The organism is Streptomyces sp. NBC_00878 (assembly GCF_026341515.1).
GTDB lineage: Bacteria > Actinomycetota > Actinomycetes > Streptomycetales > Streptomycetaceae > Streptomyces.
Genome location: NZ_JAPEOK010000001.1, coordinates 3885674 through 3911225, shown reverse-complemented (window position 1 = coordinate 3911225; position 25552 = coordinate 3885674). Strand labels below are relative to the sequence as shown.

Below are 25552 nucleotides of genomic sequence, written 5' to 3'. Positions count from 1 at the left end.
ACACCTGAGAAGGGTGTGGATCGGGACGAACCGGTCGTAGCGTGGGCAAGTGTCACGGGGGCTCTCGGGGTTTCTGGGGATTCGGCAACGATGGAGAAGCGTGTGATGACGGACAGTAAGCGGCGCAAGGGCCTGACGGTCGCGTCCGCACTGCTCGGCGGGGTGCTGGTGCTCTCTGCGTGCAGCGGAGGCGGCGACGACGACCCCAAGGGCGACGGGGACGGCACCTCGCAGTCCAAGGTCGACGAGGCGGCGGACCAGAAGTCCTCCGAGGCCCAGATCAAGATCACGCCCAAGGACGGCTCCGACAACGCCTCCATCAACAGCGCCGCGGCCGTCACTGTGACCAAGGGCACGCTGACCAGCGTGACCATGAAGACGTCGTCCGGTACGGCGGTCGCGGGTGAGATATCCGCGGACAAGAAGAGCTGGAAGCCCACCTCTCAGCTGGAGCGCGCCACCGGCTACAAGATCGCCGCGTCGGCCAAGGACGCCGACGGCCGCGCCGCCCACGAGAACTCGTCGTTCACGACGGTCTCCCCGGCCAACAGCTTCATCGGCAACTTCACGCCCGAGGACGGCTCCACCGTCGGCGTCGGCATGCCGGTCTCGATCAACTTCGACAAGGCCATCACCAACAAGGCCGACGTGCAGAAGGGGATCACCGTCTCCTCCAGCAGCGGCCAGGAGGTCGTCGGCCACTGGTTCGGCGCCAACCGGCTCGACTTCCGACCCGAGGAGTACTGGAAGGGCAACTCCACGGTCACCCTCAAGCTGAAGCTCGACGGTGTCGAGGGCGCGAGCGGTGTCTACGGCGTGCAGCAGAAGACGGTCACCTTCAAGATCGGCCGCAACCAGGTCTCCATCGTCGACGCCAAGACCAAGACCATGAAGGTCACCCAGGACGGCAAGACGATCAAGACCATCCCGATATCCGCCGGCTCGCCCGAGAACAAGACGTACCAGGGCAAGATGGTGATGTCGGAGAAGTTCAAGGAGACGCGCATGGACGGCGCGACCGTGGGCTTCACGGACGACGACGGCAAGGGCGAGTACGACATCAAGGACGTGCCGCACGCCATCCGCCTGTCGAGCTCCGGCACGTTCATCCACGGCAACTACTGGGGCGCCGATTCGATCTTCGGCAGCGTCAACACCAGCCACGGCTGCGTCGGCCTGAACGACACCAAGGGCGCCAACGACCCGGACACCGAGGGTGCCTGGTTCTACAACAACTCGATCGTCGGTGACGTCGTGGACGTGCGGAACACCGGCGACAAGACCATCGCCCCGGACAACGGCCTCAACGGCTGGAACCTGGACTGGGCGGCGTGGAAGGCCGGTTCGGCCGTCTGAGCCGACCGGATCCGACCCGACCCGACCGAACCGGGATCCGATCCGACCCGCACGTATTCCGTCCCGAGGGCGGCTGCCCGTACCAGTACGCGTACGGGCAGCCGCCCTCGGCGTTGTACGGGCAGCCGCTCTCGGCGTCGTACGGGCAGCCGCTCTCGGCGTTCTCACAGGGTTCCACGGCCGCGCACAGTGTTCTCATCCTTCTCTTATGCGGGCCTTATCCCGCCATCACGCGGTGTCCCTAGCTTTCGGCCATGTTCTTCACCTACCTGAGGCGCGAACTGCGCCGCCGCAGAAAGGCGGCGCTCGTCGTCGCCTCCGGGCTCGCCCTGGGCATCGCCCTGGTCATCGTGGTCAGTTCCGTGTCGTCCGGCATGGAGAAGGCGCAGGGCAAGGTCCTCCAGTCGCTGTACGGACTGGGCACGGACATGACGGTCACCAAGGCGGCCCAGGCACAGTCGAGCACGGGCGAACGCCCGCGCTTCCAGTTCGACGCCCGGGGCAGCGACTCCGACGAAGAACAGAGCAGCGACCGCGTCATGGTGCAGGGCTTCCAGACCCTGGCCACGAGCACGGTCTCCAAGGTCGGCACGCAGAGCGGTGTCTCGGACGCCGTCGGCGGGCTCAGCCTCCAAGTCGTCAAGGTCAGCGGCCAGTTCCGCCAGGGCCAGTTCCAGCAGGACCAGCAGAGCGGCGGCGGCAACCAGCAGGGCGGCGGACCCGGCGCCCAGCAGTCCCCGGAGGGCCGGGTCGAGGGCGGTGGCGCCGACTTCGACGTCAACAACTACTCCGTCTACGGCACGGACGTCACCAAGCCCGCGCTCGGCCCGCTGACCTCCTCGAAGATCACCAGCGGCCGGACGTTCACCTCCTCCGAGACCAACGCCAAGGTCGTCGTCGCCGACGCGTCCTACGCCAAGGAGAAGAAGTACGCCGTCGGTGACACCGTCACCATCAAGAGCGTCAAGTACAAGGTCATCGGCATCGCGACGCCGGACAGCGGTGACGCGGCGGCCAACCTCTACATCCCGCTCAAGCAGGCGCAGACGCTCAGCGACTCCAAGGACAAGGTCACCACGATCTACGTCAAGGCGTCCGACTCTCAGCAGATCAGCGCCGTCAAGTCGACCATCCAGAAGAACATCTCGGGCACCACCGTCACCACCTCCGCCGACCTCGCCGACACGGTCTCCGGCTCCCTCTCCACCGCCTCCGACCTCGCCTCGAACGTGGGCAAGTGGCTGTCGATCGCGGTGCTCGTGGCCGCGTTCCTGGTCGCCGGGCTGCTCACCTCATCAGCCGTCTCCCGCCGCGTACGGGAGTTCGGCACCCTCAAGGCGCTCGGCTGGAAGTCCGGCCGGGTCACCCGGCAGGTCGTCGGCGAGGCCGTCGTCAACGGCCTGGTCGGCGGCGCCCTCGGTATCGCGCTCGGCCTCGGCGGCGCCTACGCAGTCACCGCCATCAGCCCGACGCTCCAGGCCGAACTCGGCTCCACCGGCGCGTCGTTGGGCGGCCCCGGGGGCGGTGGCCCGGGCGGCGGCGGTGGCATGGGCGGCCCGGCCCGGCAGACGGCGTCCCAGGCCCTCGACGTGGCGCTGACCGCGCCCGTCGCCCTCAGCACGATCGCCGTCGCGGTCGGCCTCGCCGTCGCCGGCGGCCTGATCGCGGGCGCCTTCGGCGGCTGGCGCGCCTCCCGGCTGCGACCGGCGGACGCCCTGCGCCGCGTCGAATAGCCCGCCGCCTCGGTGCCCGTCCCGGCCGCGCGTCGCGGCGGGCGCCAACCCCCTTACATATCCCAGGAGTTGCACCATGTACGAACTCAGAGGCGTCACCAAGCGCTACAAGCGGGGCAAGGAGACCGTCGACGCGCTCGACGGGGTCGACCTGACCATCGGGGACGGCGACCGCCTGGTCATCCAGGGCCCCACCGGCGGCGGCAAGTCCACCCTGCTGCAAATGCTCGGCGGACTCGACCGGCCCACCACGGGAAGTGTCGAACTCGACGGCACGGACCTCGCCAAACTGTCCGAGACCAAACTCACCAACGTACGCAGCGAGAACATCGGCTTCGTCTTCCAGAGCTTCAACCTCATTCCCACGCTCACCGCCCAGGAGAACGTGGAAACCGCCCTCGTACCGCTGAAAGTGAAGGCGAAGGAACGGCGCGAACGGGCCGCGGCGGCACTGGAGTCGGTGGGGCTCGCCGAGCGGCTCGGGCATCTGCCGGCCGAGTTGTCCGGCGGTCAGCAGCAGCGCGTCGCGATCGCCCGTGCCCTGGTCAAGCAGCCGAAGGTGCTCCTCGCCGACGAACCGACCGGAAACCTCGACGAGTCCATGCGCGACGAGATCATGGACGTACTCGAAACCATGTGGAAGGAGCACGGGCTCACATTCATCATGGTCACGCACGACTCGGCGATCGCGAAAAAGGCCCCCCGGGTCGCCACGATCCGCAAGGGGAAGATCACCGTGAAGGAAAACGCGAACTCCTGACAGATGCCTCACCATTGAGCACCTGTTGGCCCCCCGGCATACTGCGTATTCCGGGGGGTCGCGCGTGAGCATGCGTACGGGACGCTCCCTGGCCGGATGAGCGGGGGCTCGTCCTGGAACTTGCAGCTCCAGGGGGAGACTTGCGCAGACAAGTGAAGAGAGCCTGCTCGGCCACGATCGCCACCGCGGCGGCCGTGGCCCTGGCGGCGGGAACGACCGGCCCGGCGTCGGCGGAGGCGAGGGCGAAGCGCGCGGGCGTCGGCGCGGGGGTCGGCGCGGCTGCCGATTCGACCGTCGACTCAGCTGTCGGCTCGGCCGTCGACTCGGGTGTCGGCTCGGCCCTCGACTCGGGTGTCGAATCGGCCGTCCACTCAGCTGCTGACCCGGCCGTACCGACCACGCCCAAGCATCGGGTCACCCTGATCACCGGCGACCGCGTGGTCGTCGACGCCAAGGGCCGTGTCGTCGGCCTGGAGCGGGCCAAGGGCCGTGAGCGGATACCCGTCCAGGTCCGCACCGTCGACGGACACACGCTCGTCGTGCCGGCCGACGCCGCGCGGCTGATCGCCACCGGCACGCTCGACCAGCGGCTCTTCGACGTCACCGAGCTCAGCGAGTCGGCCAACCGCAGAGCCCAGAAGCAGGGCCTCAAGCTGATCGTCGGCTACCGCGGTGCGGCCTCGGCGGCGAAGGCGGACGTCCGCGACGCCGGAGACACCTTGGTCCGCCGGGCCCTCAAGTCGCTGAACGCGGACGCGGTGCTGACACCGAAGGCCGACGCGCCCGACCTCTGGTCCGCGCTCACCGACTCGCGGGGCGGCACCGCGCGGACCGCGTCCGGCATCGCCCACGTATGGCTCGACGGCGTCCGCCAGGCCAGCCTCGACAGGTCCGTCAAGCAGATCGGCGCCGACAAGGCCTGGGCCGCCGGATACGACGGCAAGGGCGTCAGGATCGCCGTCCTCGACTCGGGTGTCGACACGACCCACCCGGACCTCAAGGACCAGGTCGTCGCCGCGAAGAACTTCTCCACCGCCCCCGACGCGACCGACAAGAACGGCCACGGCACCCACGTCGCGTCCATCGCGGCCGGTACGGGCGCCAAGTCCGGCGGCAAGTACAAGGGCGTCGCACCGGGCGCCAAGCTGCTCAGCGCCAAGGTGCTCGACGACGACGGCGTCGGCGACGACTCGGGCATCATCGCGGGCATGGACTGGGCGGCCGAGCAGGGCGCCGACATCATCAACCTCAGCCTGGGCGGCGGCGACACCCCCGAGGTGGACCCGGTGGAAGCCCAGGTCAACAAACTGTCCACCGAGAAGGGCATCCTCTTCGCGATAGCCGCCGGCAACTCCGGCGAGGACGGCGAGCAGTCGGTCGGCTCCCCGGCCAGCGCGGCCGCCGCGCTGGCGGTCGGCGTCGTCGACGACAGCGACAGACTGGCCCCGTTCTCCAGCACGGGCCCCGGCCTCGACGGCGCCGTCAAGCCCGACGTGACCGCCCCCGGCGTGGACACCACCGCCGCCTCGGCCAAGGGCAGCCTCATCGCCGAGGCGGTCGGCGAGAAGCCCGCCGGCTACGTCACCCTCTCGGGTACGTCGATGGCGACCCCGCATGTCGCGGGCGCCGCCGCGCTCCTGAAGCAGCAGCACCCGGACTGGACGTACACCGAGCTCAAGGCCGCGCTGACCGGCTCCGCCAAGGGCGGCAAGTACACCGCGTTCCAGCAGGGTGCGGGCCGCATCCAGGTCGACAGGGCCATCAAGCAGACCGTGCTCGCCGACCCGTCGTCCGTGAGCTTCGGCATCCAGCAGTGGCCGCACACCGACGACACCCCGGTCACCAAGAAGATCACGTACAAGAACCTCGGCACGGCCGACGTCACGCTGAGCCTTTCCGCGACGGCCACCGACCCGAAGGGCCGGGCCGCCCCGGCCGGCTTCTTCACGCTCGGCGCCAGGACGCTGACCGTTCCGGCGGGCGGCGGCACGGCCTCCGTCGACCTCACGGTCAACACCAAGCTGGGCGGCACGCTCGACGGCGGCTACTCCGCGTACGTGACCGCGAGCGGCGGCGGCCAGAGCGTGCGCACGGCGGCGGGGGTGCAGCGCGAGGTCGAGTCGTACGACGTCACCCTCAGGTTCATCGACCGTGACGGCAACCCGGCGAAGCAGTACAGCGCCAACCTGGGCGGAGTCTCGGGTCTGGCGACGGACAAGTGGTTCGCCCCGTTCGACGAGTCCGGCACCGTCAAGGTCCGTGCCCCCAGGGGCGGTTACCTCCTCGACTCGGCGTTCTTCGTGGACCCGCTGGACTTCACCAAGGGCGCCGACTGGGTGGCCCGGCCGAAGCTGAGCATCACCAAGGACACCACGATCACGGTCGACGCGCGGACCGCGAAGCCGGTGGACATCGCCGTGCCCGACCCGGCCGTCACACCGGAGTTCGCGTCACCGGAGTACGTGGTGGACGTGGGCGAGACCAGCTACGGGTTCGGCTGGTGGCTGGACTCGTACGCCAACTTCCGTACCGCGCACGCCGGTCCGGAGATCACCGACGGCTCGCTGTACCAGCAGTGGGGCAGCCACTGGGCCAAGGACGGTGAGGAGTACAGCACCACCGCGGGCGCCAGGGTCAAGAAGGTCGCCACCGGCTACACCAAGCACTACAAGGCGAGCGAGCTGGCCACCCTGAAGGTCGGCCTGGGCGCCTCGACGAGCGGCAAGAAGGGCGCGGTCAACACCATCGGCTGGCTGCCCGGCAGCTCCAGTGCCGCCTCCTCGGTCGGTGTCCCGCAGACGCTGCCCGGCACGCGGAAGGTGCACGTGTCCACCGCGGGCGGGGTGAAGTGGGAACTCGACTTCGAGCAGCACGGCGGCACCGACGCGGACGGCTTCCCGATCACCGAGGCCTACTACACGCTCGGCAACGCCCAGACCTTCAAGGCGGGCAAGACCTACGAGAAGACCTTCAACACGGCGGTCTTCGGCCCGCGCCTCGGCTCCGGCTTCGGCATCCAGCGCGACGGCAACGAGATCTACGGCTACGTCCCGCTGTTCGCCGACGGCAAGACCCACGCCGGCTCCTCGCTCTTCTCGTCGGTCACCACGACGCTCTACCGCAACGGCTCCAAGGTCGGCTCGAACAGCGACCCGCTGTTCGGCGAGGGGGTCTTCAAGGTCCCGGCCGGCGACGCCTCGTACAAGCTGACCACCTCGGTCAAGCGCAGCGTCAGGGTCGCGGCGGCCTCCACCCGCATCGACGCCAGCTGGACGTTCCGCTCCAAGAAGGTCACCAGCGCCGCGCTGCCGGCCTCCTCGGTCCGCTTCGACGCGGCCGTCGGACTGGACAGCAGGGCACCGGCCGGCAGGAAGGTCTCCGTCCCGGTGACCGTCCAGGGCTCGGCCGCGGGCAAGAACCTCAAGTCGCTGTCGGTGTACGTGTCGTACGACTACGGCAAGACCTGGAAGAAGCTCACCGTCAAGAACGGCAGGATCGGCGTGACGAACCCGGCCAAGGGGAAGGGCATCTCGTTCCACGCGAAGATCACCGACAGGAAGAACAACAAGTCGACGATCTCGATCTACAACGCGTACTACGGGAAGTAGGCCGTTGGTTCGTTGAGCGCTGAGTGAAGGGCCTGCCGGAAGCGCTGCTTCCGGCAGGCGTTTCCGGTCTCAGACGCACCCCGCGGGGCCTGTTGCCCCGGCGAGAGAACCGAAACCGCCTGCTGTGTCCGACTCGTTGGGCGAGATGGGTTCCCTGGGCTCCCTCCAAACCTCACACCAGACGGTCTTGTGGTCCGCCCCTTGATCCACACCCCATCGCAGGGTGAGCGCGTCGAGGAGGGCGAGGCCGCGGCCGGACTCGTCTGTGCTTGTGGCCCGTAGTAGGGCGGGCAGGGCTCGCGGGTCGGGGTCGGTGACCTCGACGCGGGTGTGGCCGTGGGCCGTGCGGTTGACTCGGATGGTCACCGGGGTGCCTTCGCCGAGGTGGTCGATGACGTTGGTCACCAGCTCGGTCGCGCAGAGGCGGACCTCGAAGTCGTGGTGGCGGAGGTGGTGGCGCAGTTCGGGTACGGCCTTCGGGGTGGCGAGCAGGCTGATCTCGAAGGTCACCGCTCGGCCGCCTTGCGGAGTACGGCGGCGAGGGCGTGGGCCGTTGCGGTGTTGCAGTTTCCGAGTGTGATGAGACCTGCGGGCGGGGCGTACTCGGCCGCGAAGGTCGGCAGGTCCACGCGGAGTGAGGGGAGTGTGATGCCGTGGAGGGTGAGGGCGGCGCGGAGTTCTTCCACGGTGAGGGTCATGTCGTAGGCGGTGGGCCGGTGTTCTTGCATGAGGGGGGCGTCTCCCGGTGCGCTCTGTGACGAATTGCTCACAGAGTGGCGTCCTGGTGGCTACCGTGAAAGGGGTTTCGCATTCGCGACCGGGACAGCGGAGGAAGTGAACGATGGCACGGGGCAAGAACATTGACGGCTCGATGAGCGTCCCGACCTTCTACGGTAAGGAGTTGCGGTGGAAGAGGGAGGCGGCGGGGATGTCGTTGGAGGGCTTCCTTGAGGGCATCTTCTACGGCAAGACGTATCTGAGCGACATCGAGCACGGGCAGCGGCGGATGCCGCTCGACCTGGCTCGGCACGCGGATCGGGTCCTTGAGACGGACGGGTTCTTCGAGCGGAATTGCGAAGATGTGCGGAAGGCGCGGAGGGGGCCGCACGCCGCGTACTTCGAGAAGGCCCTGGAGGCGGAGAAGCACGCGGAGGCCATCGAGTTGTGGTCCCCCATCATCTTCCCTGGGCTGCTCCAAACTGCCGCGTACGCACGGGCGATGGTCCGGTCGGCCCACCCGGCGGCCTCCGACGAGTGGGTCGAGGAGAAGGTGATGGCCCGGCTCGCCCGCGCCCGGCTCTTCGAGGACGACCACTCCACCCCGGAGTACTGGGCGGTCCTGCACGAGTCGCTGCTCACCGACCCGATCCTCCCGCCACACGAGATGGCCGAACAGCTCGACCGGGTCGTGGAGTTGGCCGAGCGGCGTCGGATCACTCCGCAGATCGTTCCGCGGACGTGCGGCGCGTTTCCTCTGATGGCCGCATCCATCATGGTCATGACCTTCCCGGACGCGCCGCCGCTGATCTACACCGAGGCGTCGTACAGCGGTGACACCATCGACGATCCGGCCCTCGTGAAGCAGTACCGCAAGGCATACGATCGGCTCAGGGCCGTAGCGCTGTCACCGGAGACGTCCCTGGCCATGATCAAGGCAGCGGCAGAGGAATACCGAAATGGCAAGCAACCGGATCGACTTGAGTGACGCGCTCTGGACCAAGAGCAGCTACAGCAACGGTGACGGCGGGGAATGCGTGGAGATCGCGAGCGACTTCCCCGGCGCCGCCCTCTGGCGCAAGTCGAGCTACAGCAACGGCGACGGCGGGAACTGCGTCGAGGTCGCCGGCAACATCCCCGGCCTCGTCCCCGTACGCGACTCCAAGTCCCCCGACGGCGCCGCTCTCCTCCTCACCGCGCACGCCTGGGCCCCCTTCGTCGCGGCCCTCAAGGCCGACGACTCGACCGCCTGAACAAGAAGGCACCGGCGAGGGGGCCGTTCATTAATGGTCCATGTCGTGGACTGTTCAGGGCATACCTCGAAGAGGTGAGCCCAGGGCGAACGGCCCGTCGGAAGTACAGCTTCCGTGGGCCGTCCGTGTTTGTGTGGGGGCATGACCGCGCACACCGTTGAGTACGTCCGGTACCGCATTCCCGAGCAGCAGTCGGCGGAGTTCCTCGCCGCCTACACCCGGGCCGCCGCCCAGCTCGCCGCGGCCCCACAGTGTGTCGACTACGAACTGGCGCGCTGCGAGGAGGACTTCGAGCACTTCGTGCTCCGCATCACCTGGACCTCCACCGAGGACCACGTCGAGGGCTTCCGCACGTCCGAGCTCTTCGAGGACTTCCTCGCCGAGATCCGGCCGTATATCAGCTCCATCGAGGAGATGCGGCACTACAAACCGACGACGGTACGGGGTACGGGGGCGGCCGTGCCGACGTTGTACGCCTGGGCGGGGGGTGCCGAGGCCTTCGAGCGGCTCACCGAGGTCTTCTACGACAAGGTCCTCAAGGACGACGTCCTGGCGCCCGTCTTCGAGGGGCTCGCTCCCGAGCACGCGTCGCACGTCGCGCTGTGGCTCGGGGAGGTGTTCGGGGGGCCGGCCGGGTACTCCGAGACGCAGGGCGGGCATGGGCACATGGTCGCGAAGCATCTCGGGAAGGGGATCACGGAGGTGCAGCGGCGGAGGTGGGTGAACCTGCTTCAGGACGCGGCGGACGATGCGGGGCTTCCGGTGGATGCGGAGTTCCGCTCCGCGTTCGTGGCGTACGCGGAGTGGGGGACTCGGCTGGCCGTCTACTTCTCGGGTCCGGACGCGGTGCCTCCGGCGGAGCAGCCGGTACCGAAGTGGAGGTGGGGGGCCGCTCCGCCGTATCAGGGGTGAGGCTCCGGCCTCTGGGGGCTGAGCGGTGCGCAGCGCCGAGCCCGCTGGTCCGCACCTTTCGCCCAGGGCGACGTTTGGAAGGTTCGGGACATTTCTGACGGATGCCACCAGGCCTTACGGAGGCCGCGAGTGTCCCGAATCTTCCAGTTGCTCGACGGGTCCACCGCTTAAATTCGGCGGCGGGGGCGAAAACTACGCCTGCGGCGACGCCGTGCCCGCCCGGGTCGCGTCCGTGCCCCAGCTGGCCAGGAGGCGGAGGGCCTCGGCCGAGGGGGAGCCCGGCACCGCGTGGTACGTCACCATCGACTGCTCCTCGGTGTCGACGATCTTGAACGACTCGAAGGAGAGGGTCAGTTCACCGACCAGCGGATGGTGCAGCCGCTTGACACCGTGACTCTTCTCCTTGACGTCATGCGTCGCCCAGAGACGGCGGAACTCCTCGCTCTTCACGGAGAGTTCGCCCACCAGGGCGGAGAGGCGCGGGTCGTCAGGGTGGCACCCCGCGTCCATCCGTAGAAAGCTCACCATGTCGGACGCCTTCTGCTCCCACTCCACGAACAGCTCGCGGTACTCGGGCTTGAGAAACACCATCCGCGCCCAGTTCCGCTCCTGCGGCGGCACCAGCGACCAGTCCCCGAACACGGCCGCGGCCATCCGGTTCCAGACGAGAATCTCCGAGCGTCGCCCCACGACATACGCGGGCACACCGTCGATCGAGTCGATCAGCTCGCGCAGCGCGACCCGCACCTGCTGCGGCCGGGCCGACGGCTTCTTCTTGAGCTGCTTCGGCTTCGCGAGATGCGTGAGATGCGCGTGCTCGGCCCCGGTCAGCCGCAGAGCGCGCGCGATCGAGTCGAGCACCTCCGCGGACACGTTCCGCCCGTTGCCCTGCTCAAGCCGTGTGTAGTACGCCACGGACACCCCGGCCAGCTGTGCCAGCTCCTCGCGGCGCAGCCCGGGCACACGGCGATGCCGCCCGAAGTCCGGCAGCCCCACGTCCTCCGGCTTCAGCCGGGCCCGCCGCGTGCGCAGGAACTCGCTGAGCTCGGCACGCCGGTCCAGCGCCTGCCCCGGCTCGTGCCCTGCCTGACCGGACCGCCCCGCCTGTCCCGACTGCCCCGCGGACTGCTGAGAGGGCTGTTCATCCATACGCCCAGTATTCACGGTCGTACGCATACGAACCTGCCCCCGTCAGTAGTAGGACCGGCGGACGTACGCAAAGCCGGGGTCTGGGTGGCGGGAGGGACACGGAGCAGGCTGGACGGCCTACCCGGCCCGAAGGCAGGCCGGGCGTAGAAGCCCTCTCTAGGAGAACCCCCGGCATGACCACTGTCGCCGCATACGCCGCTCCCGCCGCCAAGGCTCCGCTGGAGCGCACGACCATCGAGCGTCGCCCGGTCGGCGAGCACGATGTTCTGATCGAGATCAAGTTCGCCGGTATCTGCCACTCCGACATCCACCAGGTCCGTGAGGGCTGGGGCGAGGCCATCTTCCCGATGGTCCCCGGCCACGAGATCGCCGGCATCGTCACCGAGGCCGGCTCCGGCGTCACCAAGTTCGCCGTCGGCGACCGCGTGGGCGTCGGCTGCATGGTCGACTCCTGCCGCGAGTGCGAGAACTGCCGGGCGGGCCTGGAGCAGTACTGCGCCCGGGGCAACGTCGGCACGTACAACGCCCTCGACAGGAACGGCGAGCCCACCTACGGCGGCTACTCGACCCACATCGTCGTCGACGAGGCCTTCACCGTCCGTATCCCCGAAGGCCTGGCGCTCGACGAGGCCGCGCCGCTGCTGTGCGCCGGCATCACCACGTACTCCCCGCTCAAGCACTGGAACGCCGGCCCCGGCAAGAAGGTCGCCGTCCTCGGCATGGGCGGCCTCGGTCACATGGGCGTCAAGATCGCGCACGCGCTCGGTGCCGAGGTGACCGTCCTTTCGCAGTCCCTGCGAAAGAAGGACGACGGGCTGAAGCTGGGCGCCGACCACTACTACGCCACCAGCGACCCGAAGACCTTCGAGGAACTGCGCGGTTCCTTCGACCTGATCCTGTCGACGGTGTCCGCCCCGCTGAACCTGGACGCCTTCCTCTCCCTCCTCAGGACGGACGGCGCCTTGGTGAACGTGGGCGCGCCCGAGGAGCCGGTCTCCCTGAACCTCTTCTCGGTGATCGGCGGCCGTAAGACCCTTGCCGGGTCCGGGATCGGTGGCATTCGGGAGACCCAGGAGATGCTGGACTTCTGTGCCGGGCACGGGTTGGGTGCGGAGATCGAGCTGATCGGTGCGGCGGAGATCAACGAGGCGTATGAGCGGGTGCTCAGCAGTGATGTGCGGTATCGGTTCGTGATCGACGTCGCGACGATTTAGCTCCGCGGTTGCGCTCCGCTGGGGTGCGCGTATGTGGCTGCGGGTGCGTTGTGGCTGGCCGCGCCCACGCGGCGGAGCCGCAAATGTCACAGCCCCGCGCCGCTTACAGGGGCGGCCTGTCCGGCGTGATTCTCCGCCGGACAGGCCGAGGTTCTAGTGGCTCAGGACGAAGCTGATGAACTCGTCGAACGCCACCTTGTTGGTACTGGAGACCCAGCGCGTGTCCCGGACAAGGAACGGGATGTCGTCCGGTTCGGCGTCGGCCAGCAGGACGGGAATCGTGACGGGCGCCCAGCCGCCGCCGAATTCGGCGTTGAGGACGCCGCCGAACTCGGCCCGAGTCCACTCCCGTTCGGCGATGTTCTTGCTGATGCACGGCAGGAGGTACCGGCTGCTCCGCAGCCCGGCCTCGATCTGTACGGAGATGCGCTGCCCGTAGTTGATCTGGTTGCTGTCCAGCCAGTAGCTGACCCCTCTCGCTGCCAGCGTCTTGGCGATGGCCTGCACCTCCTCGGCGGTGTCCGAGGCGTAGCAGAGGAACACGTCGAACGGGTAATCCTTCCCTTTCGCGGGCCTGGACCCCGCCGCGACGAACGGCATCCGGGTCTGTTCCACGGACCAGGACTTGGCGAGGACGCCGGCGCCGTAGAACTTGACCAGCCCCGTGTGTCCGGGGAACGGGATGTGCGGGCACAGGGCCGTCAGCTCGTAGGTCCGGTCACCGGCACGGATCTCGCCGCGTATCCGTCCGGAGAAGAACTCCAGCGTGAACCGGTTGTAGCCGGGCGCCAGCCGCACCGGCTCGGCGAGCTGGGCGACGGGTGTGAGCACCCCTTCCTGGAACACGCCCAGTCGTGCCACGGTGGTGTCCTCCGACGGGTCGTCCGGAGCTGTGTAGAAGGCCACGAAGGTCCAGTCTCGGTCGGCTCGGCAGACCACCCCGGCACCGGTCGCCCCGCGGTCCGTCAGGCGTACGGCGGCGGAGACGGAGCCGTTGAGCAGGGGGCCGGAGGAGAGATCGATCACGTACGAGGCATCGTAAGGGCCCATCCCGCCGCCGTGTCCGGTGATCATCCGGGAGCCGACCGGTGTCCATTCGGCGCTATTCGACGCGTGCCAGGTGCTCACGGAGGGTCTCGCGCTTCTCTTCCAGGTCGGTTCGGGCGTCGGGGCGGCGCTGGATCAGGGAGTCGGTGGCGGCGATCGCGCTGACCAGCAGGGTGATTTCGACGTCCTCGTCCGACGGGCTCACCCCGTGGTGACGGTCCGATCCGCGGTGGCGCTCGTGCCGGACGCTCTTGCGCCACAAAACAACCAGGTTCTGTATCTCGGGCTCCTCGCCGTACCGCTCGATCAGGTCGTTGAGGAGTAGCCAGGTCTCGCTCATGCTCCGGTGATGGCCGACGTTGCCCAACTCCATGACCCATCGGTCCTCGCTGAACTCCGCGCGTTGCTGTAGCAGCCCGGACTCGGCCCGCTGCATGCGCGCCACCTCGGCCTCAAGCATCTCCTTCATGCCGTTGAGGTCCCCGGCCTCCATGTCCTTGAGCATCCGCTCCTCGGTCTGTGAGGAGCGATACTGCTCCACCACGCTGCTGACCAGCGCGTGCACGGGGCTGGTGACCACCTCCGTCTGGGGGGCCAGCACGATGTCCCGCCCCGTGGTGGCCACCTCGCGGGTGCCGTCGTACAGCGTCGCGCCGAGACTGAACGCAGAGTCCCCCACCTGTGCCGGGTCGATCTCCAGGCGCACGGCGAAGTTGAAGGTGTCCTGCCCCTTCAGCGGGCGCAGGGCGTAGCGGCGGGAGGCTTTCCGCAGGGAGTTCAGCTCCTCACTGACGGTGACACCGGCGGGCAGGGCCAACTCGACCTTGGGACGGTCGAGTACGACGGTCAGGGCACTGCGGAACTCCTCCTCCAGGATGGTGTCGATGCCGGATTCGGAGATGTACCAGAACCGCCCTCCCGAAGCGGTGGCGATCGCCTCCAGGAGGTCTTCCTGAAAGTCGCTGCCGATGCCGATCGTGGACGTGGTGATGCCCTCGTCCCGGGCTCTCGACGCCACCGCGGCCAAGGCCGCCTTCTTGGTCTCGCCCCCGTTGGCCAGACCGTCGGACAGGAGGATCAGGCGGCCGTAGTGCTCCTCCGTCATATGGCTCTGCAATTCCAGCAGTCCCTGGTACCAGCCCAAGGAGAGATTGGTCGTGCCGCCGGTCCGGATCGCCTTGAGCCGTTCCTCCACCTGGTCCCTGGGCGTCTGCGGGCTGATCATCACCTGGGCGCGGCTGTCGAACACGACCACGGTGAAGAGGTCGTCGCCTGTGATCCGCCGGAAGATGTCCACGCAACTGCGCTTGGCCGTCTCAAGCTTGTCCGCGCTCGCCATGCTGCCGCTGCGGTCGATGACCAGGCAGAGGTTCATGGCTCCGGCCGAACGGTCGCTGCCCTCGGCTGTCCGGCACCTGATCTCGATCGCCACGTCGAACTCGGTCACCTCGTCGTTCCGGGCGGTGGGCCGCTCGGGCAGCACGAGGATTTCAATGGGATGATCGTCCATTTTCGCTCCCCCTAAGAGGTTCAGCGAAGCACACCCCCGGGGGGTGGGGGAGGCCGTGTGCTGTGATCGGGCGTGTGCCTGGGAGCGCGACCCCTTTTCGCGCGCCCCGCCCGCGCCTCGTTCGCGCCCCTCAGGGCGTCAAGGCCTCACCACCCGGCCCGGCGCGCCCCTGGCCCGGCCCGGCCCAGCAGCCACAGGAGGTACGGCCCGCCCACCAGCGCCGTCAGTGCCCCCACCGGGATTTCCAGTGGGGGCATCAGCGTGCGGGCCGCCAGATCGGCCGTTACAAGGATCACCGAACCCGTCAACGCCGAGGTCACCAGTGGTAGTTGGGGGGTGCGGGTCAGGCGGCGGGCCAGTTGGGGGGCCGTCAGGGCGACGAAACCGATCGGGCCCGCCGCTCCCGTGGCGGTTGCCGCGAGGATCACGCCCAGGACCGTCAACGCGAGCTGGAACCGGTGTACGCGGACTCCCAGCGCGGCGGCCGTGTCGGGGTCCAGGCCGAGCGGGCGCAGCGCCCGGTTCGCCCACACCAGGGCGGGCAGGGAGAGGAGAAGTGCCCAGGTGAGCGGGCCCGCCTGATCCCAGCCGCGGCCGTTGAGGCTGCCGGTCAGCCACAGCTTGACCTGCTCGGCCGCGGCCAGCTCGCTCTCCGTGAGATACAGCTGGACGACCGCGGAGAGGGCCACCCCGATGCCGACCCCGGTCAGCACGAACCGGCTGGGCTGCATGCCGTGCCGCCAGGCCAGTACGTACACGAGCGCGGCGGCCGCGAGACCGCCCGCGACGGAGACCGCCGGGAGCGCGCCGGGGGAGGCGACCGTACCGGTGGCGAGGGCCAGGACCGTGGCGGCGGCGGCCCCGTGGCCGACGCCGATGACGTCCGGGCTGGCCAGCGGGTTGCGGGTCACCGTCTGCACCAGCGCACCGGAGAGCCCGTACGCGGCGCCGGCCAGTGCGCCGAGCGCGATCCGCGGGACCCGCAGTTCCCCGACGATCAGGTCGTACGGGCCCCCGTGGCCGCGCAGGACTTGCCACACCTCGCCCGGTGACACGTAGGCCTGCCCGACGCACGCCGAGAGCAGCATCACGCCCGCGAGGAGAAGGATGAGCATGGCGACCACTGCCGCCGAACGCCGGTGCAGGAGGAGGGAGAAGGAGCGGCGGCGGAGTACGGAGAGGCCCGCCGAGTGGGGGTAGACGGGGTGCGGTGGGGGTGCCGCCTGTTCGGACGGGTGCGGGGAGGCCGCCTGCTCGGGTGGGCGCGGGGTGGTCGGCGTCGGCGTCACGTGCTCACCGTCTTTCGGCGTACGAGTACGACCAGTACCGGCACGCCCACCAGTGCCGTCATCACCCCGGCCGGTACCTCCGCGGGCGCGCGGACCACTCGGCCCGCGACATCCGCCGCGAGCAGCAGGGCGGCGCCGAGCAGGGCGGAGAGCGGGAGGGTCCAGCGGTGGCCGCCGGAGACGAGGCGGCGGGCCAGGTGCGGTACGGCCAGGCCGATGAAGGCGATCGGCCCGGCAGCGGCCACCGCGGCGGCGGTCAGTACGGTCGCGCCGAGCGCCGCGCAGACCCGTACGCGCTGGACCCGGTGGCCCAGCGCACGCGCGGTGTCGTCGCCGAGGGCGAGCGCGTCCAGGCCGCGGGCGCAGGCGAGCACCAGCAGCGCGCCCGCGGCGAGGAAGGGCAGCATCTGACCGACCGTCCCCGCGTCCCGCCCGCTGAGCGCGCCCACCTGCCAGAACCGGAACTGGTCGAGCGTCGCCGAACTCGACGTCAGGACCACGGTGGTGGCCCCGGCGACCATCGCGGACAGCGCGGTTCCGGCGAGCGCGAGTTTGACCGGCGAGGCGCCGCCCCGGCCGCGCGCGGCGATGGCGTACACCAGGCAGGCGGCGACGACGGCGCCCACGAAGGCGTACCAGACGTAGCCGCCGAAGCCGTTCGCCAGTCCGCCCGCGATCGCGAACACGACGCCGGCCGCGGCCCCCTGGCTCAGCCCGAGGATCCCCGGATCGGCCAGCGGATTGCGGGTGACGGCCTGCAACGCCGCGCCCGCGAGCCCGAGCGCGGCCCCCGCCGTGAGCCCGATGGCGGTACGGGGCAGCCGCAGCGACCGTACGACCAGCGCGTCCCGTGAGCCGCCGCCGTGCAGCAGTGCGTCGAGCACGGCGGACAGCGGCACCGGGCGGGTGCCGACGGCGAGGCTGAGCGCCACCGCGGCGAGGGTGAGGAGGAGAGCGACGGCCAGCCAGGTGGTACGTACGGTCGCGGTACGTACGGTCGTGGTGCGTACGTTGCGTACGGTCGCGGTGCGCGCGGTCACTTGCTCACGGACTTAACCGCCGAGCGACTCGGTGAGCTGCTTCACGACCAGGTCGGCGGCGGTGGGGCCCGCGTTGAGGTACCAGGGGTCGTCGTCGACCTTGATGGCGTGCCCGGCCTCGACGGCCTTCATCGACTTCCACAGCGGACCGGCGAGGACGCTGCCCGCGTCGGTCTTGCCTTCGTCTCCCTGTACGGAGTAGAAGATCCAGTCCCCGTCCGCGACATCGATGCTCTCGGCCCCGATGTCCTCCGAAATGGCCTTGAACTGCTGGGACTTGGGCCGTCCGAGCCCCATGTCGACGGCGATCGACCCGGTGAAGGAGGAGACGCCGAACATCCGGGTCCGGTCGGGTGTGAACCGCAGCATGGAGACGGCGGTGTTCTTCCCGTCGGCCTTCGTGCCCGCCGCGGTGGCCTCCTCGGCGTGCTCGTCGAGGAGCTTCTGCGCCTGCTCGCCCTTGCCGACGGCGTCGCCGACGAGCAGCAGGTCCCGCTTCCAGTTGATGCCGTTACCCGCGGTGATCACGGTCGGGGCGATCTTCGACAGCTTGGGGTAGAGGTCGCCGAGCGAGTCGTTGGCGAGGATGAGGTCGGGCTTGGCGGTGGCCAGCGTTTCGAGGTTGGGTGCGGCCCGGGTCCCCGCGTCGGTCATCTTCGCGAGCTGCTTCTTGTCCTGGGGGAAGGCGTCGGCGAGGTAGCCGGGTACGAGTCCGGCGTTGTCGGCGCGGGTGGTCGCGGCCGGTACGACTCCCAGGGTGAGCAGGTCGTCGAGCTGCCCGGTGCTGAGCACGGCGATCCGCTTCGGCGCCGCCGCGATCTCCGTCTTGCCCTTGAAGTGACTGACGGTACGGGGGAACTCGCCGTCGGCCGCCTCCGTACCCATGCCGTCGGCGAGGGCGCTGGGCGCGGCGGAGGGGCCCTCGGAGGCACCGGCGACGGGGTTGCGGGCGCTCTTGCCACCCGCGTCGCTCCCGGACCCGGACCCGGACCCGCCGGAGCTTCCGGAATCCCCCGACGACGAGCATCCGGCCAGCAGCCCGCCGACCACGGACACGGCCAGAACGGCCTTCAACCCCAACGTGCGCACAACTTGCTCCGATACTCAGAACTCAGACTTCACCCAGGCGCTGTCCCGAAGGCCGACGCCCCCAGGGCCATCCCTAAGGGGAGCCTTACCTTACCCTCCGTGTCTGTGGGGGCTCCGGGGGCCCCGGACCCGCCGCGCGGGCACTTGGCATACGGGCTCGGCGTGCGAGCTCGGCCTATGAGCTCCCGAGTCAGTGGACCGTCCCCGCGTTCCACAACACCGTGTCACCGGACTTGATCACGACATTGCCGTCGGCCTGGAGGACGAGGACCGCTCCCGGGTTGCCGGACGTCTGCGTGGCCCACAGGGGTTTCCCGGCGCTGTTGTGGACGACCAGGTTGCCGTCGCGCTGGAAGCGGGCGGTGTTGCCGGTGCCGAATGTCCTGGCGGCCCAGAGGGGACGGTCTTTCTTGTCGGTGATCACCAGGTTGCCGTCCCGCTGCATGACCAGCTTCGTCTTGGTGGTCCGTACGGACTGCCCGACGCCCAGGTCGTAAGGGGCGCGGAGGGTTTTGCGTATCGGGATCGGGTTCGGCTTCGGGGTCGCCGGTTTCGTGGCTTCGGCCGATGGCGAGGGCTTTGGCTTCGGGGCATCGGAGGAGTAGTCCGCGGAACGGGAACCGCGTATACCGGCGTACGAGGCGACCGAGACGGCGGCCACGGCGACGACGGCCACCGCGGTGACGGCGACGGTCAGCCAGGCGGGGCGTCGGCGTTCGCGTCGTTCGGGCGTGACCGGGGTGGACGTGGTGGCCGCGGTGGCCGTGGTGGCCGTGGTGGCCAGGACGGTATTGACCCGCGTCTCCCCGGCGGCCGGGTCCTGGGGGGCGCCGGGGGCCGTGGAGGGATGGGGCTGCGGGTGGGGCTCTGACTCACGGCGTGGGTGGACTCGCGGGTCGAGTCGTGGGTCGGGTCGTGGGCCGGACTGCGGGTCGACGACGGTGTCCGTCGGGTGCTCGTGCGCCGTCAGTTCCGTGGCGAGGGACGGAGGACAGGCGTCCGGCCAGTGGCCGGTCCGGCCGCCGATCCTCTCCAGCTGCCTGCCCAGCTCGGCCGCGGTCGGGCGCTCGGCCGGGGTCTTCGCCAGACCTGCGGCGAGCAACGAGAGCAGGGCCGGCGGAACGCCTTGGAGGTCGGGTGCCTCGTGGACGGCCCGGTAGACGAGGGCGGCCATGTGCGCGTTCTCCCGCGGACCCGCGAACGGGCTGTGGCCGGTGGCCGCGTACACCAGTACCGCGGCCAGCGAGAACACGTCGGCGGGCTCGGCCGGCACGCCGCCGACCGCCTGGTCCGGTGCGAGAAAGCCGGGCGAACCGAGCACACCGCCGACCTGGGTGTGCCGGGGGTCGTCGGCGGCCCGTGCGATGCCGAAGTCGATCAGTCGCGGGCGGTCGCGCGCCAGCAGGACGTTGCCGGGCTTCACGTCCCGGTGCGTGAGGTCGGCCTGGTGCACCGCCTGCAACGCGCCGCACAGTTCGGCGGCGAGCGAGAGGAGCGCGGCCTCCGGCAGCGGACCGTGGCGCGTGACCCATTCGTCGAGGGACGGCGCCGGTACGTACTCGGTGGCCAGCCACTGCGGGCGCTGGCCCGGCGGGCTGTAGTCCACGACGGTCACGGTCCACGGCGAACGGACCCGGTCGCTGTTGCGTATCTCGCCCGCGAACCGCTCCTCGAACCCCGGATCACTGCTGAGATCCTCACGGATCGTCTTCAGTGCCAGCAGGCGCCCGGACGGCGTACGGGACAGGTACACCTGTCCCATGCCGCCCGCCCCGAGCCGGCTCAGGAGCGGATAGCCGCCTATGGACGGCGGATCCGAAGGCTGAAGGTTCATCATGAAGACTGCACTCCGGGTAGTGGCCTCGCCGCTCCAACAACGCGCCGCGGTCTGGTAATCGAACTCGTTGAGCAGCGTAGTTGGCGGGGCGTGCGCACGTGCCACAGTGCGCGTCTTGGGCAGGGTTCCACGCTTTCTCGGCGACGTCCGATGGGCTCAAATGCCCCGTACGGCAGGGGAGTTCTGTTCGATAGTCTGCCTGAGCCGACGGTTGAATACGGACTGATGCCCGCGTGTCCCGCCAGGTCGCCGGTCCGGATGCGAGCGCGTGCGTGTGCGCGGGCGGGTGCCGAAGCGGGGTCGAGGTCGTGGCATGAGAGCGATCGTGGTGGGGGCGGGCATCGGGGGACTGGCGGCGACGCTGAGTCTGCGCCGCGCCGGGCACGAGGTCACGCTGGTCGAGCAGGCGCCGCGGTTCGGCGAGGTCGGCGCCGGTATCCAGCTCGCGCCCAACGCCACGCGCGTACTGCGCCGGTTGGACCTGCTCGACGCGGTCGCCGCACAGGCCGCCCGCCCTTCCCATGTGAGCTTTCGCACTTGGTCCGACGGGGCCGAGATCTGCCGCTACGTGCTGGGGCGCGAGGCCGAGGACGCGTTCGGGGCGCCCTATCTGCTGCTCCACCGGGCCGATCTGCACCAGGCCCTGGCCGCCGCGGTGCCGCCTGGGTGGGTGCGCCTGAACACCGTTGCCGTGGGAATCGACCAGGACGACGAGTCCGCCCGCGTGACGACGGCGAGCGGCGAACGCCTGCGTGCGGACCTGGTCGTGGCCGCCGACGGGATACGGTCGGCGGCCCGCCAGTGGCTCTTCGGCGCGGACGAGGCGGTCTTCTCGAAGACCGCCGCCTACCGGGCGCTGCTCCCGGCCGACCAGGTGGCCGATCTGGACCTGCCGGAACTCGGCGTCTGGCTCGGACCGGACCGGCACTTCGTCCACTACTGGGTGCGACGCGGTGAACTGCTCAACGTCGTGGCCGTGTTCACGCCGGAGGCGGAGGCCGAGGCCGAGGCGGCGACTGAGTCGTGGACCGCGCGGGCCGAACCGGGGGAGCAGCTGCGGGAGTTCGACGGGTGGGACTCCCGGGTCCTCGACGTCCTCGAACGCGCGGGGCAGATGTTCCGCTACGGCATCCATACGCGCGTGCCGCTCGCGCGGTGGAACATCGGCCGGGTGGCCCTGCTGGGCGACAGCGCCCACGCGATGGTGCCGTTCCAGGCCCAGGGCGCGGCTCAGGCGATCATGGACGCGGCCGTACTCGGCGACGCCCTCGCGGGTGCGACACCGGCGGGGGTGCCCGACGCGCTCGACCGGTACGTACGCAGACGGCTGGCCGTCGCCACGGCCACGCAGGCCGATTCCGCGCGGGCGGGCGGGGACTTCCACCTGCCGGACGGCCCCGAGGCCCGGGCACGGAACGCCCGCATGGCGGCTTACGCGGCCGAGCACCGCTTCCTGCCGCAAGCTACAGCGTGGGGGGTTGACGTGCTTGATGAGCAATGGCCTTGTTGAGTAACGGCCTTGATGAGTAACGGCCTTCATGAGTACAGCCTTGACGGGCAACAGCCTTGGCGGGCGGCGCCGTTGATGAGCAGGCGCCTTCGTGAGCGGTTGCCGAACGCCTGCCTGGTGATCGTCGCTATCGTGCCGTCGGCGTCGGCGTCGGCGTCGGCGTCATGACGTGCCGCTTGACGAGTTCGTACGACCTCAGTCGGTCGGCCAGTGCGTAGACGGGCGTCACCAGCATGAGTTCGTCCGCGCCGGTCAGGTCCACCAGGTCCGTCAGCCGCTTCGCGACGGTCTCGGGGGAGCCCTGGGCCTGCTGGGCGCGGAAGCGTGTCAGCGTACGTGCCTCGTCCGCGGTGAAGGAATGGGCCGCCGCCTCCTCGGGCGTGGGGAAGGGGATGCCGCCCTGTCCCTTGAGGAGTCCGACCTTGACGATGTCCATCGGGCCGCCGAGGCGGGCCGCCTCCTCGTCCGTCTCCGCGCACACCGTTTCCACGCAGATCAGCACGCGCGGGCTCGCGCACCAGGGGGAGGGGGAGAAATGCTCGCGGTAGTGGCTGAGCGAGGCCAGGGTGTTGTCCGGACGAATGTGATGGGCGAAGGCGATCGGCAGCCCGAGTTCCGCGGCGAGCGCGGCGCCGGCCGGGCTGGAGGACAGCAGCCACGGCTCGGGGAGCGGGCCGAGCGCGACCTCGTCCACCAGGAAACGGAGCGTCGACGACACATCGTCGCGGTACTCGTCGTCCGTTGTCGGACCGGCCCCGCGGCGCAGGGCCCGCGCGGTGGCATCGTCGAAGGTACCCGGGCCGCGGCCGATGCCCAGGTCGATCCGGTCCGGGTGCAGCGCGGCCAGCGTGCCGAACTGCTCCGCCAGCATGATCGGGGCGTGGTTCGGAGCGAGAACGCCCCCGGAGCCGAGACGGACGGACGTCGTCAACGCCGCCGCGTGGGCGGTCAGGACGACGGGCGGGAACGCTCCGATGGCCGGGGAATGGTGATGCTCCGCGTACCAGAGCCGCAGGTAACCGAGGTCGTCGAGGCGTCGGGCGACCTCGGTCGTGTCTCGCAAGGTGTCCGCGGCCGCGGTTCCCGTCTGGACCATGGCCACTTCGAGCGCGCTGAGCGGAACAGTGATCATCCGGTCAGTATAGAAATCGCCCTGGAACTGCCCTGGAACTGCCCTGGAACTGCCCTGGAAACCGCCCTGGAACTGCCCTGGAACTGCCCTGGAAACCGCCCTGGAAACCGCCCTGGAAATCTCCCACCAGCGCCAACTCCCTCTCCGTTACCCCAAGTCGTATCCGGAGTTCACCGGGATGTGAAGATCCACTCGTCCACGCGGTGTCCCAACTCCTCACTGCACAGAGCGAGTTACAGGGAGTGCGATACGGCAGAGGCGCCGCACTGTTCACCATTCGTTTTCTTTCGTGATCCTCTTTTTGCGGTACGTTGCGGGGCTGAGGGAACAAGGTCTTTTCCCCTCCCGGAAGCTCGGCGGACCGCGCGGTCCCGGCTCAAGGACATCCGGTCCTGGTCAGGGATACGCAAGGCATCCGCGAACTGTTTCAGAAATCATTCTGGAGACACACCTGATGAAGCTCGCCAAGCGTCTTATCCTCACCACCACGGCTCTCGTCACCGCCGCCGTCGGCACGTTCGTGGGTGCGACGGCCGGCCAGGCCGCGCCGACGCCGCAGCCCGACCGCATCGGCGTCGACGTACCCGCCGTGCTGAAGGTGCCCGAGGGCAACAAGCTCACCGGCGTTTTCTCCGCCGAAGGCGTCCAGACGTACACCTGCACCGACGGCGCCTGGAAGCTGCTGGAGCCCGCGGCCACCCTCTGGGCCAAGAAGGACAAGTCCCGCCGCGCCGTCGCCCTCCACTCCCGCGGCCCCGTCTGGGTGTCCACGGTGGACGGCAGTGCCGTGAACGCCGCCGCCGCTGCCACCTCCCCCAAGGAGGGCACCATCCCCGAGCTTCTCCTGAAGTCCACCGCCACGCGCGGCACCGGGGTCTTCGCGGATGTCTCCTACCTCCAGCGCCTGAACACCAGCGGCGGCGTCGCCCCCACGACCGCCTGCACCGGCACCGACCAGATAAGCGTCCCGTACGCCGCGACCTACACCATCTACAAGCCCGCCGCGTAATTGGGCGTTGAGCACAGCGGCAGGGGCCCTGCGCGCGACGATCGCGAGAGGGCCCCTGTCTGGCGAACACCAGCATCGGTGGCGACACAAGCATCAATGACCTGTGGTGTTCTGACGTGACGTCGGATCAGTGCAGGTGGTGTTCCCAGGGGAGCAGGCATCGCGCCACCGAGGTCGCCGCCCGGCTCGACTCGCTGGTCGCCGTCAACGGCGGCTTCTTCGTGACCTCGGACGCCGACGGAGTCCAGGGCACCATGTCCGGCCTGGGCGCGTATGACGGCCGGCTGGGTTCGATGGCGGTCGGCTCGCGGGCCGCGCTCATCCTCGGCGACGGCGGCCGACACATCCGCGTGGCCGATCTGACCACTACGGTCACCGCCCGGGCCGGAGACGGCTCGTACGGCTCCTCGTACGGCTCGTACGCCTCGTACGGGATCCAGGGCATCAACCGGGTGCCGGGGCTGGTGCGCGACTGCGGCCGTCCCGGTGCCACACCCAGCGAGCTGCCCTGGCAGGACGTCACCTGCCGACTGAGTGACGACCTGGTCCGGTTCACGCCCGAGTTCGGCGCCGACCTGCCCACCGGACCCGGTGTCCAGGCGGTGCTGGACGCGTCGGGCCGCGTGGTCTCGGCCGGTGCGTGCGGCGGCGGGCGGGTACCGGCGGGCGGGAGCGTCCTCCAGGGCATCGGCGGCGCTGCCGACTGGCTGACAGCGAACGCCGAGCCCGGCAGCCGCATCCGCGTCGACGAGGTGATCCGCGACACCCGGGGCCGGCGCGTCCAACTCGACGATGACGACTCCATCGTGAGCGCCGCCCCGACCCTGGTGAAGGACGGCCGCATCGACATCGACGCGGCCACCGAGGGCGTGGTCGACCCTCAGGACCTGTCCTTCGGATACGCCTGGGCCAACGCCCGCCAGCCGCGCACCATGGCGGGTGTCGACGGGAAGGGCCGGCTGATCCTGGCCACGGTCGACGGTCGACGGTCGGCAGAGCGGCGGCAGCGAAGGCTTCACCCTCTACGAGGCGGCACAGTTCATGCGGTCGCTCGGCGCCGTACAGGCCCTGAACCTCGACGGCGGCGGCTCAACGGCGATGGCCGTACGCGGAACACTGGCCAACAACCCCTCGGACGCGACGGGCGAACGGGCGGTCGGGGACACGGTGCAGGTACTTCCGCCTTCGGCTGACTGACAGGCAGGGCCCGGTGCTTCGTGCGCCCGGAGCACCAGGCATGAGTGGGGCGCGCCCGAGGCGAGGACAAGCCCTAGGTCGTGTCCGCAAAGTCCCGCCTGCCCGGCGAGACGCCGGTCATAGCCGGCTGCCAGCCCCTGGCCTGCCGCAACGCCGCCCTGGACGACACCCTCGCCGACGGCAATCGCCT

At 69.7% G+C, this 25552-nt stretch carries 21 protein-coding genes and 1 pseudogene; 12 read left to right on the top strand and 10 right to left on the bottom strand.

Annotation, left to right across the window (positions count from 1 at the left end; all coding sequences use genetic code 11):
- Nucleotides 1-90 precede the first annotated feature (90 nt).
- The 4 genes from OHA11_RS16290 to OHA11_RS16275 all read left to right on the top strand — a co-directional run bounded on the left by OHA11_RS16290 (nt 91) and on the right by OHA11_RS16275 (nt 7457).
- On the top strand, nt 91-1356 hold the full coding sequence (locus OHA11_RS16290; protein WP_266496846.1) for an Ig-like domain-containing protein: 1266 nt from the start codon (nt 91-93) through the stop codon (nt 1354-1356).
- A 254-nt stretch (nt 1357-1610) separates the two neighbouring features.
- Nucleotides 1611-3089: an ABC transporter permease gene (locus tag OHA11_RS16285; protein WP_266496845.1), complete on the top strand. Its 1479-nt coding sequence runs from the start codon at nt 1611-1613 to the stop codon at nt 3087-3089.
- 76 nt (nt 3090-3165) lie between these two features.
- A complete protein-coding gene (locus OHA11_RS16280; protein ID WP_266496844.1) occupies nt 3166-3849 on the top strand; it encodes an ABC transporter ATP-binding protein in 684 nt (227 codons plus the stop codon).
- Between the two features lie 152 nt (nt 3850-4001).
- Nucleotides 4002-7457 (top strand): S8 family serine peptidase, encoded by a 3456-nt coding sequence (locus OHA11_RS16275; protein ID WP_266496842.1) that lies wholly within the window; start codon nt 4002-4004, stop codon nt 7455-7457.
- A gap of 69 nt (nt 7458-7526) precedes the next feature.
- On the opposite strand, the gene OHA11_RS16270 is transcribed toward OHA11_RS16275, so the two are convergent.
- Together OHA11_RS16270 and OHA11_RS16265 are read right to left on the bottom strand one after the other, a co-directional pair.
- A complete protein-coding gene (locus tag OHA11_RS16270) occupies nt 7527-7967 on the bottom strand; it encodes an ATP-binding protein (protein WP_266496841.1) in 441 nt (146 codons plus the stop codon).
- Complete coding sequence (locus tag OHA11_RS16265) at nt 7964-8185, bottom strand: hypothetical protein (protein ID WP_266496840.1); 222 nt, start codon at nt 8183-8185, stop codon at nt 7964-7966. Before OHA11_RS16265 ends, OHA11_RS16270 begins: the two co-directional genes overlap by 4 nt.
- 113 nt (nt 8186-8298) lie before the next feature.
- Between OHA11_RS16265 and OHA11_RS16260 the strand changes: the two genes are divergently transcribed.
- The 3 genes from OHA11_RS16260 (at nt 8299) to OHA11_RS16250 (ending at nt 10339) form a co-directional block, all read left to right on the top strand.
- Nucleotides 8299-9162 carry a helix-turn-helix transcriptional regulator gene (locus OHA11_RS16260; RefSeq protein WP_266496839.1) on the top strand — a complete coding sequence of 288 codons (864 nt, stop codon included), beginning with the start codon at nt 8299-8301 and terminating at the stop codon, nt 9160-9162.
- Nucleotides 9134-9427 carry a DUF397 domain-containing protein gene (locus tag OHA11_RS16255; protein ID WP_266496838.1) on the top strand — a complete coding sequence of 98 codons (294 nt, stop codon included), beginning with the start codon at nt 9134-9136 and terminating at the stop codon, nt 9425-9427. The genes OHA11_RS16260 and OHA11_RS16255 overlap by 29 nt, the downstream gene beginning before the upstream one ends.
- Nucleotides 9428-9568: 141 nt before the next feature.
- Nucleotides 9569-10339, top strand: a complete 771-nt coding sequence (locus OHA11_RS16250) for a group II truncated hemoglobin (protein ID WP_266496837.1) — start codon at nt 9569-9571, stop codon at nt 10337-10339.
- A gap of 192 nt (nt 10340-10531) precedes the next feature.
- Here the strand turns inward: OHA11_RS16250 and OHA11_RS16245 are convergent, their stop codons facing one another.
- On the bottom strand, nt 10532-11488 hold the full coding sequence (locus OHA11_RS16245) for a helix-turn-helix transcriptional regulator (RefSeq protein WP_266496836.1): 957 nt from the start codon (nt 11486-11488) through the stop codon (nt 10532-10534).
- A 173-nt stretch (nt 11489-11661) separates the two neighbouring features.
- Between OHA11_RS16245 and OHA11_RS16240 the strand changes: the two genes are divergently transcribed.
- On the top strand, nt 11662-12702 hold the full coding sequence (locus OHA11_RS16240; RefSeq protein ID WP_266496834.1) for an NAD(P)-dependent alcohol dehydrogenase: 1041 nt from the start codon (nt 11662-11664) through the stop codon (nt 12700-12702).
- A gap of 153 nt (nt 12703-12855) precedes the next feature.
- Here OHA11_RS16240 and OHA11_RS16235 read toward each other — a convergent pair whose 3' ends face one another.
- The 6 genes from OHA11_RS16235 to OHA11_RS16210 form a co-directional block, all read right to left on the bottom strand.
- Nucleotides 12856-13830 carry a toll/interleukin-1 receptor domain-containing protein gene (locus OHA11_RS16235; RefSeq protein WP_266496832.1) on the bottom strand — a complete coding sequence of 325 codons (975 nt, stop codon included), beginning with the start codon at nt 13828-13830 and terminating at the stop codon, nt 12856-12858.
- The gene (locus tag OHA11_RS16230; protein WP_266496831.1) at nt 13805-15259 is read right to left on the bottom strand and encodes a VWA domain-containing protein; all 1455 of its coding nucleotides are present in this window, start codon (nt 15257-15259) and stop codon (nt 13805-13807) included. The genes OHA11_RS16235 and OHA11_RS16230 overlap by 26 nt, the downstream gene beginning before the upstream one ends.
- 146 nt (nt 15260-15405) lie before the next feature.
- Nucleotides 15406-16404: an iron chelate uptake ABC transporter family permease subunit gene (locus OHA11_RS16225; protein WP_266507215.1), complete on the bottom strand. Its 999-nt coding sequence runs from the start codon at nt 16402-16404 to the stop codon at nt 15406-15408.
- A gap of 140 nt (nt 16405-16544) precedes the next feature.
- Nucleotides 16545-17513 (bottom strand): iron ABC transporter permease, encoded by a 969-nt coding sequence (locus OHA11_RS16220; protein ID WP_266507213.1) that lies wholly within the window; start codon nt 17511-17513, stop codon nt 16545-16547.
- An 87-nt stretch (nt 17514-17600) separates the two neighbouring features.
- Complete coding sequence (locus OHA11_RS16215; RefSeq protein WP_266496829.1) at nt 17601-18677, bottom strand: iron-siderophore ABC transporter substrate-binding protein; 1077 nt, start codon at nt 18675-18677, stop codon at nt 17601-17603.
- Between the two features lie 190 nt (nt 18678-18867).
- Nucleotides 18868-20514, bottom strand: coding sequence for a protein kinase (locus OHA11_RS16210; protein WP_266496827.1), 1647 nt, complete (start codon nt 20512-20514; stop codon nt 18868-18870).
- 313 nt (nt 20515-20827) lie between these two features.
- On the opposite strand from OHA11_RS16210, the gene OHA11_RS16205 reads away from it, so the two are divergent.
- Nucleotides 20828-22024, top strand: coding sequence for an FAD-dependent monooxygenase (locus tag OHA11_RS16205; RefSeq protein WP_266496825.1), 1197 nt, complete (start codon nt 20828-20830; stop codon nt 22022-22024).
- 127 nt (nt 22025-22151) lie between these two features.
- Here OHA11_RS16205 and OHA11_RS16200 read toward each other — a convergent pair whose 3' ends face one another.
- The gene (locus tag OHA11_RS16200) at nt 22152-23156 is read right to left on the bottom strand and encodes an LLM class flavin-dependent oxidoreductase (RefSeq protein WP_266496823.1); all 1005 of its coding nucleotides are present in this window, start codon (nt 23154-23156) and stop codon (nt 22152-22154) included.
- A 454-nt stretch (nt 23157-23610) separates the two neighbouring features.
- Between OHA11_RS16200 and OHA11_RS16195 the strand changes: the two genes are divergently transcribed.
- The 3 genes and pseudogenes from OHA11_RS16195 to OHA11_RS16185 all read left to right on the top strand — a co-directional run bounded on the left by OHA11_RS16195 (nt 23611) and on the right by OHA11_RS16185 (nt 25362).
- On the top strand, nt 23611-24165 hold the full coding sequence (locus OHA11_RS16195; RefSeq protein ID WP_266496822.1) for a DUF3455 domain-containing protein: 555 nt from the start codon (nt 23611-23613) through the stop codon (nt 24163-24165).
- Between the two features lie 254 nt (nt 24166-24419).
- Nucleotides 24420-25097, top strand: a pseudogene (locus tag OHA11_RS16190) (sporulation protein); the annotation flags it as partial.
- Nucleotides 25098-25206: 109 nt separating this feature from the next.
- Nucleotides 25207-25362, top strand: a complete 156-nt coding sequence (locus OHA11_RS16185) for a phosphodiester glycosidase family protein (RefSeq protein WP_353962953.1) — start codon at nt 25207-25209, stop codon at nt 25360-25362.
- The last annotated feature ends 190 nt before the right edge of the window (nt 25363-25552 follow it).

What these genes read in the sequence shown, in the direction of transcription:
- OHA11_RS16210 (WP_266496827.1), bottom strand. Translation starts at nt 20,514, where the DNA reads ATGATGAACCTTCAGCCTTCGGATCCGCCGTCCATAGGCGGCTATCCG.
- OHA11_RS16240 (WP_266496834.1), top strand. Translation starts at nt 11,662, where the DNA reads ATGACCACTGTCGCCGCATACGCCGCTCCCGCCGCCAAGGCTCCGCTG.
- OHA11_RS16200 (WP_266496823.1), bottom strand. Translation starts at nt 23,156, where the DNA reads ATGATCACTGTTCCGCTCAGCGCGCTCGAAGTGGCCATGGTCCAGACG.
- OHA11_RS16280 (WP_266496844.1), top strand. Translation starts at nt 3,166, where the DNA reads ATGTACGAACTCAGAGGCGTCACCAAGCGCTACAAGCGGGGCAAGGAG.
- OHA11_RS16260 (WP_266496839.1), top strand. Translation starts at nt 8,299, where the DNA reads ATGGCACGGGGCAAGAACATTGACGGCTCGATGAGCGTCCCGACCTTC.
- OHA11_RS16285 (WP_266496845.1), top strand. Translation starts at nt 1,611, where the DNA reads ATGTTCTTCACCTACCTGAGGCGCGAACTGCGCCGCCGCAGAAAGGCG.
- OHA11_RS16255 (WP_266496838.1), top strand. Translation starts at nt 9,134, where the DNA reads ATGGCAAGCAACCGGATCGACTTGAGTGACGCGCTCTGGACCAAGAGC.
- OHA11_RS16185 (WP_353962953.1), top strand. Translation starts at nt 25,207, where the DNA reads ATGCGGTCGCTCGGCGCCGTACAGGCCCTGAACCTCGACGGCGGCGGC.
- OHA11_RS16205 (WP_266496825.1), top strand. Translation starts at nt 20,828, where the DNA reads ATGAGAGCGATCGTGGTGGGGGCGGGCATCGGGGGACTGGCGGCGACG.
- OHA11_RS16290 (WP_266496846.1), top strand. Translation starts at nt 91, where the DNA reads ATGGAGAAGCGTGTGATGACGGACAGTAAGCGGCGCAAGGGCCTGACG.
- OHA11_RS16245 (WP_266496836.1), bottom strand. Translation starts at nt 11,488, where the DNA reads ATGGATGAACAGCCCTCTCAGCAGTCCGCGGGGCAGTCGGGACAGGCG.
- OHA11_RS16230 (WP_266496831.1), bottom strand. Translation starts at nt 15,259, where the DNA reads ATGGACGATCATCCCATTGAAATCCTCGTGCTGCCCGAGCGGCCCACC.
- OHA11_RS16195 (WP_266496822.1), top strand. Translation starts at nt 23,611, where the DNA reads ATGAAGCTCGCCAAGCGTCTTATCCTCACCACCACGGCTCTCGTCACC.
- OHA11_RS16265 (WP_266496840.1), bottom strand. Translation starts at nt 8,185, where the DNA reads ATGCAAGAACACCGGCCCACCGCCTACGACATGACCCTCACCGTGGAA.
- OHA11_RS16250 (WP_266496837.1), top strand. Translation starts at nt 9,569, where the DNA reads ATGACCGCGCACACCGTTGAGTACGTCCGGTACCGCATTCCCGAGCAG.